Raw genomic sequence first — 10,757 nt, 5'->3', positions numbered from 1 at the left:
GCATTAGTACCACCGTATGGTAATAACAAACCATCCTCAGAGTTTGAAGTTTGTACCCCTGATGCCGAGTTTACAATCGGCGCATCACCATACATGATGATACCATTCCAAGAACCACCAACTTTTGATTTTTCGGTTAATACAATCGGATTATCGGCAGTACCGTTGGCAATTAGCTTACCACCATTTAATACTACTAAACCATCATCACCATCAGCTTTATCTGCGGTAAAAGTAGAACCTGCCTCGATAGTTAAAGTAACACCCGATTGAATTTTAACAATACCTTTTAACGTATAATTACCAAAAGCCAATGTTCTGTTAGCTGTAATATCGCCTGTGATTTCGCCTACTACCGGAACTTTTGTAGGGATTTCATCATCTTCGTCTTTTGAACAGCCCGTAAAAATTGTAGCTGACACAGCAATTGCATAAAGTAATTTTTTCATTTTTAATCTTTTTTAATTTTCCTTTTGATGTGTAAATTTAGTTTTCCTATGTTTTGAATACATTAACCCATGTTTAACATTACGTAAACCGAAGGTTAAGGAATCGTAATATTAAATTAGAATGTGTAGCCAAGGCCTAACGACACGCCAACACCTCTTTTATAATCTTTAACAGTAAGGCTGTTCTCGTATATTTTCACTAAGCTCTTTTCGCCCAAATCAACTTTATAAGTTGGATTTAAGATATTCTCTACACCAAACTTTAAATCCCACTTGCTCGCAATTTTGTTGTTCCAGATCAAATCTAGTTTTCCAAATGGTTTCTCGTAGTAGTTATCTAAGCCATTGGTACCCACAGCATAAATACGTTCGCCATAAATATTATAGGCTAAAGTGATGGTGCTTTTCCAGTTTTTACCAAAATTACTTTCATGTTTGATATCAGCATTGATTAACCACGGTGACGCGCCCTGCAACTTGCGGGTATTATCATTACCAATAGCAGCAGTTTCAGCACTATTTTTTACCTTATCAATAGTAGTTTGGGTATACATCAATGAGGTATTGAAACCAACCGAGAAATTAGAAAGGGATTCGCTGAACCTTGAGAGTTGCAATAAAAATTCTAATTCAGCACCATATAAAACTGCTTTTTTAGAGTTATCATAAGTAATGGCTAAACCACCACTTCCTGCGGTTTGTGTAAATAAACGTTCTATAGGATTCTTCAAATATTTGGCAAAACCTGTTATGGCAAACATTTCTGTATTAGAAGGAAAAAACTCATATTTTACATCAACATTGTAGTTTTTACTGTTTACCACATTAGGGTTACCATTTTCGATAGTCGCATCCGGATTTACGAACTCTAATGGGAAAGCTTCCATAATAACCGGTTTGGTTAAGGTTTTTGAAAGTGATAGCCTTAAGTTCGTTTTCTCAGTAACCGAATATTTAAAGTTTACGGCTGGTAAAACATCAGTATTATTTTTAGTTACTCTCACAAGAGGGTCATCAAAAGTACCCTGATTTCTAAACCTGGTAATCCGTTGAGATTGCTCTACCCTTACCCCACCATTGATGTTAATTTTATCTCCGATAACCAACGATAAATCGGCATAACCAGCGTTAACACTTTCTTGCATGCGGGCAAGGTAGGTTGCACCTGTACCTTCATTATAAGTAAAGCCGCCATTAGCAATCTGACCAGCCAATGTAGCATCAGGCTGATTGGTATTAAAAGTAGCACTATTAGAGGCTAGATTTTGCGAAACTAAAAACCTGAAATTAGATTCTATTTTATTGAAAGAGCCATTGTAACCTAGTGTAAATTTATTGGCTTTTTCTTTATCGCCGTTTCCAAACTTCAAGTTATATTCCAATAAACCAGATCCGAAGAAATCGCCGTTAAAATCCATATACTGTCTTGAAATACTGTTGCCGGTATAACTAATTGATGTGGTATTCGCATCTAGCTGTACTCCTTTAAACGATTTTCTATCAGGAAGCTCATAACCTGTTTTTGAATAAGAAGCTCCTGCCCTTACGCTATGTCTGTCGTCTTCGGTTATTTTATAATTCGCGAATACCTGACCGGTAAAGAAATCGGTTTTTTGCAACTGGTTTAAACGGATAAATGAGTTAGTAACCGTAGCCTGGCTATTGGTATAACCCAGTTGATCCTGAATCATTGTTTCTGTTCCTTTTAAATAAAAGGCATTTAAATTAAGGTTTAACCTGTTGGTACCATAATTAATTGCACCTAATACCGATGAATTGGTAGAAAACCTATATTTAGTGGTATATAAGTTGTTGTCGTAAATACCTTGTGCGGTATTAAAGAAACGATCTACACCTTCTCTAATCTGAAAATTATTATCTGTATTTACAGAAACCAGATACTGGAAATAGCGGTTGTTTTCAAATCTGATTTTTCGTGTATGTAGTATACCAATATTTGTATTCAAAGGCGCATTTCCCTCTTCAACATCGAAACCGGATCCRAATTGCGAATTGGCTTCGTTTCCAGTCATGGTATAAGATGATGGTTTCTTGCCGAAAACCTTAGGTAAATCACGTCCATTATTAGGAAAACCAAAGTAATCTCCAATTGAAGTTTCACCTTCAGGTCTTAAGAATTTCTTAAAGCTACTGTTAGAAAGAAAGCTGGTACCAATATTAATTTTAGTTACTGCTTTTTCGCCCTTAGCGGTTACAATGTTAAAAGTTCCACCGGCAAAATCGCCATATAAGCCTGAGTTAAAAGTTTTGTAAGTTTCCAAAACACTTACAATATCCGTTGGAAAAAGATCTAAGGGGATAATTTTTTTAAACGGATTGTTAGAAGGTACTGCTAAACCATTTATTAATAAGTTGTTATACCTATCTTCTAAACCTCTTACAAATAAACCCCTGCCGTCTACCTTAGTAATACCTGTAATTTTTGTCAATCCTTCTTCAACATCACTTACACCTTTTCTAGATAGTTCCTGGATTCCGATGCCCTGTTTAATTTCTATTGCATTTTTTTGAAGCGATAAAAGTGCCGTTTCAGTCTCTCTACTTGCCTGGCCTTTTACCTGTACATCAGCCAATTTCTGAGAATTTGATTCATCAAGCGCCAGGTTTAAGGTAGTTGTACCTCCACCATTTACTTCAACAGCTGGTACCTCCTTTGTAGCATAACCTACGTACGATGCTTCGATAATAAATTTACCATCTTGCAATGCAGCAATAGTATATTTACCATCAGCTCCTGTAGAAGTACCTTTAGTGGTACCTTTAATTTTAACCGTTACTCCAATTAAGGTTTCGCCGGTTTTTTTATCGGTAACTGTTCCAGAAATTTTTCCTGTCTGCGCATATGATAATATGCTGATCGTTAAAGCGAACACAGTGAGTGCCGCTCTTTTAAAAGAGTTTAGTAAGTCCAATTTGCCTTTATTTGATAAGGGCAAAAGTATTACCACAGTGTTAACTGCAAGTTAGGTATTAATTAATATTACTTTACCTTAAGGTTAACTGAATGTTAATCACTTTTCGAATCAGTAACGAATACCTACTTTCTTACAAATGAAGTGCAATAACCAGATCGGACCTATTAACAAGAACTTAACATCATCAAGGAATGAAGGTTTTTTCCCCTCAATTTTATGCCCAATAAACTGACCGATCCAGGCGGCTACAAATATTGCCGCATAAATGGCATAGGCCGTTCCACTACCTAAGCCTACCGCCTGTTCAATTTTAACGATGATGTAACTCATTAAACCCACCACCCAGATCATTAAGAAAAACAACACAGGTGAAAGTGTAAAGTAATAATACAAGCTAAAGGCCAATAGAAAAGACGCCCAGTTAAAGAAACCGTTGTAGCTACCTAAAAAACCGATATGTGGAAAAGGAATCTGCCAGATCAACCCCAGTAAGCTGAATACAATTAACGGAACACAGATCCAGTGCACCAGCTTGTTTGTTGGATTTTGGTGACTTTCGGCATACTTATCAAAAAGCACATCTACTGCCCGCTTTGGTTCGATTGTTATGGTTTGCTTGCTCATTATGTAAAAATAAAAAAAAGCGATGGAATATCCATCGCTTTATAATTTGTTTTGTCCTTCAGACCTTATAGGTTTTTAAAAACCTATAAGGTCTTTAAAAAATTATTTCGCAAATGCTACAGAACGGGTTTCTCTAATTACAGTAACCTTAATCTGCCCTGGATAAGTCATTTCGGTTTGAATACGGGTTGAAATATCTGCAGCTAAAAGTTCTGCCTGTGCATCAGTAATACGTTCACTTTCTACAATCACACGTAATTCTCTACCAGCCTGAATTGCAAACGTTTTTTCAACGCCAGGATAAGATAAAGCCAGTTCTTCTAAATCTTTAAGGCGTTTGATATAACTTTCTACCACCTCGCGACGTGCACCCGGACGCGCACCAGAGATTGCGTCACAAGCCTGTACGATTGGAGAGATCATTGAAGTCATCTCAATTTCATCGTGGTGGGCACCAATAGCATTACAAATTTCAGGGTGCTCTTTATATTTCTCGGCCAATTGCATACCTAAAATTGCGTGTGGCAATTCAGGGTTATCATCAGGCACTTTACCTATATCGTGTAATAAACCTGCGCGTTTAGCCATTTTAGCATTTAAGCCTAATTCGGCAGCCATCGTCGCACAGAAATTAGCTACCTCACGAGAGTGATGTAACAAGTTTTGTCCGTAAGATGAACGGTAACGCATACGGCCAACCATACGGATTAACTCAGGGTGTAAACCATGGATACCTAAATCGATTACTGTACGCTCACCAATCTCTACAATTTCGTCTTCGATCTGTTTTTTGGTTTTCGCTACAATTTCCTCGATACGAGCCGGGTGGATACGACCATCTGTTACCAAACGGTGTAAAGCCAAACGGGCAATTTCTCTTCTTACCGGATCGAAACCTGATAAAATAATTGCTTCTGGTGTATCATCAACAATAATCTCAATACCGGTAGCAGCTTCTAAAGCACGGATGTTTCTACCCTCTCTACCAATAACACGACCTTTAATCTCATCGCTTTCGATATGAAAAATAGAAACCGAATTTTCAATTGCAGCTTCGGTAGCAGTACGCTGAATGGTTTGGATTACTACTTTTTTAGCTTCTTTGCTCGCCGTTAACTTTGCCTCATCAACAATATCCTTCACCTGCATCATTGCCTGTGTACGGGCTTCTTGTTTCAGATTTTCTACCAATTGCTCTTTAGCTTCTTCGGCAGACAGACCAGCAATGGTTTCTAATTGTTTTAGGTGTTGGTTTTTAAGCACTTCAACTTCTTCTTGCTTTTTAATCGCAATTTCGGTTTGCTTTTCTAAAACGCTTTTTTGTTTATCGAGTTCTTGTTCTTTTTTATTGAAATTTTCCATGCGCTGGTTTACCGATTGCTCTTTCTGCTTCATGGTATTTTCGCGTTGGTTAATGTTATTGTTTTTGGCATTTACTTCTTGCTCATGCTCCGCTTTCATTTGCAAAAACTTTTCTTTTGCTTCTAAAAGTTTATTCTTTTTTAAGATCTCTGCATTGTTTTCAGCATCTTTTAAAATCTTTTTCACTTTGTTCTGTGCTGCAACTTCCTGCTGTTTAAGCAAGTTACGCAGTAGGAATCTTCCTACCACCACTCCGATAGCAATACCCGCTATTACGGCAAATACGTATCCTAATATTTCAACTATTTCCATTTTGTTTTTTAAGTAAAAAAAAACCGCAACTAATTTTTAAAGTCTCATACATTTTAAACCTCAACTAAGCATAATTAGGGTTTAAGCCATTTTCAGGTGCCATAGCAGATGAAATACGCCCTCTTAACCCTATAGATATTGAAGTGTTAAGTTTTATAAAATTTGAAACTCAAAAACTAGCCGCGGCTATGTTTTTATGCTAATATTAGCGTCGTCATCCTAAATTTATTTCAGGATCTCATTAAATAAGCTCTGAAACAAGTTCAGAGTGACGAATCGCCGAAAGAACGAACCTTATTTTGAAAAGAAATTACTGAGTAAAACATCCAATTCTTCAACTTTATCGGCAACAGCAGTATCCTGATTTTGTACTTTATTTTCTGTTCTTAATACGGCTGTTGCATAGTGTAATACTGCCATAGAAAGAAGATCCTGCTTATCTCTAACCGCATAATTATCCTGATAATCTTTTATGCGCTCATTGATCATTTTTGCTGCCCGTCTCACAATTTCTTCCTCTTCCATATTCACCTTTAGTGGATAAATACGGTCGGAAATGGTTATTTTAATCGAGATTTCTCCCATTTGTTTAGCTTAGTTTCTGATTTCTCTGCATCATTATTTTTTTAATAATGCAATACTTTTATCAATCTCCCGCACAAAATCGTTAATTTTTTGTTTAATGTCAAGCGATTTTTCGCTTGTTCCCTCTATACTTTTAGCCAATTTTGTAACCCTTAATTTTTCATCAAGTTCTACATTTTTGCCTTTCGCTGTATCGAGTGCTACTTTTAACGATTGATTTTCAAGCTTTAATAAATCATTTTCTTCCTGTAGCGCATTACATAGCTCTAATACCTGAGCCGTTTTTTGTAATACCTTATCTAATTGATCTGCAACAGAAGTCATGAATTTATTTCTAAAAATACGAATTTATATTTTATTTCCTAATTTCTGCACCAGCTTGTGCCGTTAAATTCGCGATTAATTTCTGCATCGTGTTTTCAATCTGCTTATCGGTTAAGGTTTGTTCCTCATCCTGCAAAATGAAGTTCAAGGCATACGATTTTTTGCCTTCAGGTAATTTATCACCTACATACACATCGAACACACCAACCTCTTTGATCAGCTTTTTATCAGTTTTGAAAGCAATACCTTTTAAAGTATCAAAAGTTACCGCCTGATCGATCAATAAAGATAAATCTCTACGCACTTGCGGGTACTTAGAAACCTCTTTGTTAACGATTTTATTTTTCCTTACAATATCCAACAAGGCAGCCCAATCAAAATCGGCATAAAAAACCTCCGCACTTACATCGGCTACTTTACGGTCGGCTTTTGAAACTGCACCAAAACTTACCAGGGTCTTATCTCCACGGAAATATTTAATCCCGTAAGCAAAGTTTTCATCGTTTAAGGTATCGGTTTGATAGCTTGCAATACCCAAACGGCTTATAATGGCATCAACTGCCGATTTTAAGTTATAAAAGGTAGCCGATTTAGCATTGTGGTTCCATTGCTCGCTCTGTTTAGCACCCGAGATCAACAATAATAACCTTGAGCGCTCTATATACTGCTCATTAATTAAGTGATAGGTTTTACCAAATTCATAAAACTTAACATCAGCATTTTTACGGTTCTGGTTGTAAGCCACACTTTCTAATGCCGGCATCAGTAAATGCTGGCGCATTACATTTAAATCGCTGCTTAATGGATTTAAAATAAATACAGCTTCGTCTAAATTTTTCGAATAAGCCGATTTAGTTAACGAGTTGCACATAATTTCTGCATAACCGTTTGAGGTAAGCATATCTGCAATTACGTTGTGCGTATTTTCTTTTTCAGGTTTGATGCTGTAAGAAAGCGATGCATTTACCTTTGAAGGGATTTCGATATTGTTATAGCCGTAAATACGCAATACTTCTTCTGTAATATCACATTCGCGGGTTACATCAACTTTAAACGATGGTACTCTTAAAGCCAAAGTRTCTTCAGAGGTATTGGTTGCAGCAATACCCAAAGCGGTAATAATGTGTTTAATTTCGGCTGATGGAATGTTTGCACCAATTAATTTATTGATATTGGTATAACTTACTTCAAACTCGAACGGCTTGATATGACTTGGATAAATATCAGAAACTGATGAAGAGATTTCCCCGCCAGCCAGTTGTTTAATTAATAATGCTGCATATTTTAAAGCCGTAACCGTAATCTCCGGATCGGTACCACGCTCGTAACGGAAAGAAGCATCGGTTTTTAAGCCATGTCTTTTTGAGGTTTTACGTACAGAAACCGAATTAAAATAAGCACTTTCCAAGAAAATATTTTTGGTATTAGCATCAACTCCAGAAGATTTTCCACCGAAAACACCTGCAATACACATTGGTGTTTCGGTATTGCAGATCATTAAATCATCTGCGCTGAGTTTACGCTCAACATCATCAAGGGTTACAAAAGGTGTCCCCTCAGCTACTTTTTTCACGATTACTTTTCCGCCCGTAATTTTGTCGGCATCGAAAGCATGTAAAGGCTGTCCTAAACCATGAAGCACATAATTGGTAATATCAACCACATTATTGATGGGACGTAAACCAATTACCTTTAATTTATCTTTTAACCACTCTGGCGATTCTTTTACAGTAACACCAGAAAGTGTTAGGCTGCTATAACGCGGACAAGCGGCTAAATCTTCTACTTCTACCGGAATTACCAGATTTTCGTTATCTGTTTTAAAAGCTGAAAGATCAGGCATTTCATATTCACTTCTGAAATAAGCGGCCAAATCTCTCGCCACACCTAAATGAGAAGCCGCATCAGCACGGTTTGGTGTTAATCCGATTTCGAAAACAAAATCGTCATCCATTTTGAAATGGTCTTTTGCACGGATTCCTATTTCGGTATCATTGGCAAGGATCATAATCCCATCATGCGATTTACCTAAACCGATTTCATCTTCGGCACAGATCATTCCCTGCGAAAGTTCTCCCCTGATTTTTGATTCTTTTATTTTAAATGGTTCGCCCTCTAAAGGATATACAGTTGTGCCTACGGTAGCTACTACCACTTTTTGGCCAGCACCTACATTTGGGGCACCGCAAACAATCTGAAGGTTTTCTTTACCCCCAACGTTTACCGTAGTAATGCGCAAACGATCGGCATTGGGATGCTGAACACAGGTTAATACTTCGCCGATAACCAAGCCCTCTAAACCGCCCACAACAGGCTGCACTTTTTCTACACTTTCTACTTCTAAACCAACATTGGTAAGAATTAACGAAAGTTCCTGAGGTGTTTTATCGATCTGTACGAATTGTTTTAACCAGTTATATGATATTTTCATTTATTGAGATTTGAGATTCTAGACATGAGATTTGAGRCWTRYGAGCGCYAAAACCTTRGTTCAAGAACACAATAAAAATGACTAATGGCCAATATTTAAATTAGATAGAATTACTGCGCATGCTCCTGCCCCTATTACCAACATTATAATAGATGCAATAACCAGTTTAAGGCCGGGTTTAACGGGTTGATTTTTCGCAGCTTTTACAATGATCTGAATGATGCCAATTACAAACAACAATGCGACAACTACCCAATATACAATAAAAAGTCCCATAGCCGATATTTAACTGTTAAAGAGCAACACCGCACAGGCACCAAAACCAATGACCATCATAATTACCGAAATAATAAGCAATTTTAACCCAGATTTTACAGGCTCGTTCCTTGATGATTTGATAATAATCTGAATAATTCCCACCACAAAGAGTACAACTGCAGTAAGACAATAAACAATGAATAATCCAAATAAACCTTCCATGTTAGTTCATATTTAATTTTTCCCTGATCAGATCTATTTTGTTGTCGCGGTAAAAAATATTCATAGTTTCGAAGGGTACCATTTTATATTTATCGCTCACAATGTGCACGCATGACTTTTTAACAGCGCGTACATCAAAATCCAGCGGGTCCATAAAATTCATGATGATGATCCGAAATAAATTATCGTAACTTAAACTATCCGATTTTACCCTTGGAAGGCAACACATCAATTCGCCAAAGGTATCTTCGGCACAATCTACCGAAACACCTGTACTAAACAAATTCAGCATGTGTTCTTTCAATTTTTCATCGTGTTCGAAAACGATGGTATTTTTCGAATTGTTGAGTAAATCTTCCGGATTGATCAGATGTGTCATCGGGATCACCTCATCGCCGATTTTTAATGCATAACCCATACACAGCGCATCGGGATTACAGGGTACAGGGATTAAATCCTGAGGGGTAAAAACAGGGTATTGCTCATAAATTTTTCTGCGCACCTCAGTTAGGGTGATTCTTCCCTGTTGATCGTTATAATCATCATTTCTTCCGGCAACCTGAGTAGGCTGGAAAGTAACGCCGCGAACACATTTCTGCTTAAGTGCATAATCTAAAATATCGCCAATTTCATGATCGTTAAGGCCATTTTGCAAAGTAACCACCAAAGTAGTAGATACATTAAACTGGTTGAGGTGATCGATGGCTTTTCTTCTTACTTCTGTAAGGTCTTCTCCCCTTAGCTTGGTTAATACTTCGGCGCTGAAACTATCAAACTGCAGGTAAATTTCGAAATCGGGCATATAGCTTGCTAATTTTTCTACAAAGCCAATATCTTTTGCAATCCTGATACCATTCGTATTCACCATTAAATGTTTAATGGGTTTTGTTTTGGCAAGGTCTAAAATCTTAAAAAAATCGGGATGTACGGTTGGTTCTCCACCCGAAAGTTGAACCACATCGGGTTCACCCTCGTTTGCCACAACAACATCCATCATACGCTCTATTTCTTCCAGTGTACGGTGCCTGCCATAACTTGGCGATGACATGGCATAACATGTTGGACAGGCCAGGTTGCAACGATCAGTAACCTCTATTACGGTTAAACACGAATGTTGTTCATGATCGGTACACAAACCGCAATCGTAAGGGCAACCGTAGTGCACTTTAGTATTAAACTTAAGTGGCATTTCCGATTGTTTATTGTAATTCCTGATCTGTTTGTAATATTCTACATCATCAGCAATCATTACTT

At 37.3% G+C, this 10,757-nt stretch carries 9 protein-coding genes and 1 pseudogene; all 10 read right to left on the bottom strand.

The annotated features are described in order from the left end of the window. Positions 1 to 449: pseudogene (locus AC1DPQ_RS06890) on the bottom strand (hypothetical protein); the annotation flags it as partial. Positions 450 to 565: 116 nt separating this feature from the next. Further along, a complete protein-coding gene (locus AC1DPQ_RS06885; protein ID WP_477582999.1) occupies positions 566 to 3,382 on the bottom strand; it encodes a TonB-dependent receptor in 2,817 nt (938 codons plus the stop codon). A gap of 111 nt (positions 3,383 to 3,493) precedes the next feature. Beyond that, positions 3,494 to 4,009: an Mpo1 family 2-hydroxy fatty acid dioxygenase gene (locus tag AC1DPQ_RS06880; protein ID WP_477583001.1), complete on the bottom strand. Its 516-nt coding sequence runs from the start codon at positions 4,007 to 4,009 to the stop codon at positions 3,494 to 3,496. Positions 4,010 to 4,111: 102 nt separating this feature from the next. After that, a complete protein-coding gene (gene rny, locus AC1DPQ_RS06875) occupies positions 4,112 to 5,683 on the bottom strand; it encodes a ribonuclease Y (RefSeq protein ID WP_029277270.1) in 1,572 nt (523 codons plus the stop codon). A gap of 294 nt (positions 5,684 to 5,977) precedes the next feature. Further along, a complete protein-coding gene (locus AC1DPQ_RS06870; protein WP_029277272.1) occupies positions 5,978 to 6,268 on the bottom strand; it encodes a cell division protein ZapA in 291 nt (96 codons plus the stop codon). 33 nt (positions 6,269 to 6,301) lie between these two features. Then, entirely contained in the window at positions 6,302 to 6,592 is a 291-nt protein-coding gene (locus tag AC1DPQ_RS06865; protein ID WP_029277274.1) for a hypothetical protein, read from the bottom strand. A 31-nt stretch (positions 6,593 to 6,623) separates the two neighbouring features. Further along, complete coding sequence (pheT, locus tag AC1DPQ_RS06860) at positions 6,624 to 9,023, bottom strand: phenylalanine--tRNA ligase subunit beta (protein WP_477608521.1); 2,400 nt, start codon at positions 9,021 to 9,023, stop codon at positions 6,624 to 6,626. Between the two features lie 81 nt (positions 9,024 to 9,104). Further along, entirely contained in the window at positions 9,105 to 9,299 is a 195-nt protein-coding gene (locus AC1DPQ_RS06855) for a hypothetical protein (RefSeq protein WP_477585865.1), read from the bottom strand. 9 nt (positions 9,300 to 9,308) lie between these two features. Beyond that, the gene (locus AC1DPQ_RS06850) at positions 9,309 to 9,503 is read right to left on the bottom strand and encodes a hypothetical protein (RefSeq protein ID WP_215129284.1); all 195 of its coding nucleotides are present in this window, start codon (positions 9,501 to 9,503) and stop codon (positions 9,309 to 9,311) included. A 1-nt stretch (position 9,504) separates the two neighbouring features. Further along, a partial coding sequence (locus AC1DPQ_RS06845; protein WP_477608519.1) for a radical SAM protein occupies positions 9,505 to 10,757 on the bottom strand: 1,253 nt, incomplete at its 5' end.

The sequence above is a fragment of the Pedobacter sp. 01T416_2 genome (assembly GCF_056398925.1).
The sequence above is the reverse complement of the archived record's forward strand: the minus strand, read 5'-3'. Positions and strand labels throughout refer to the sequence as shown.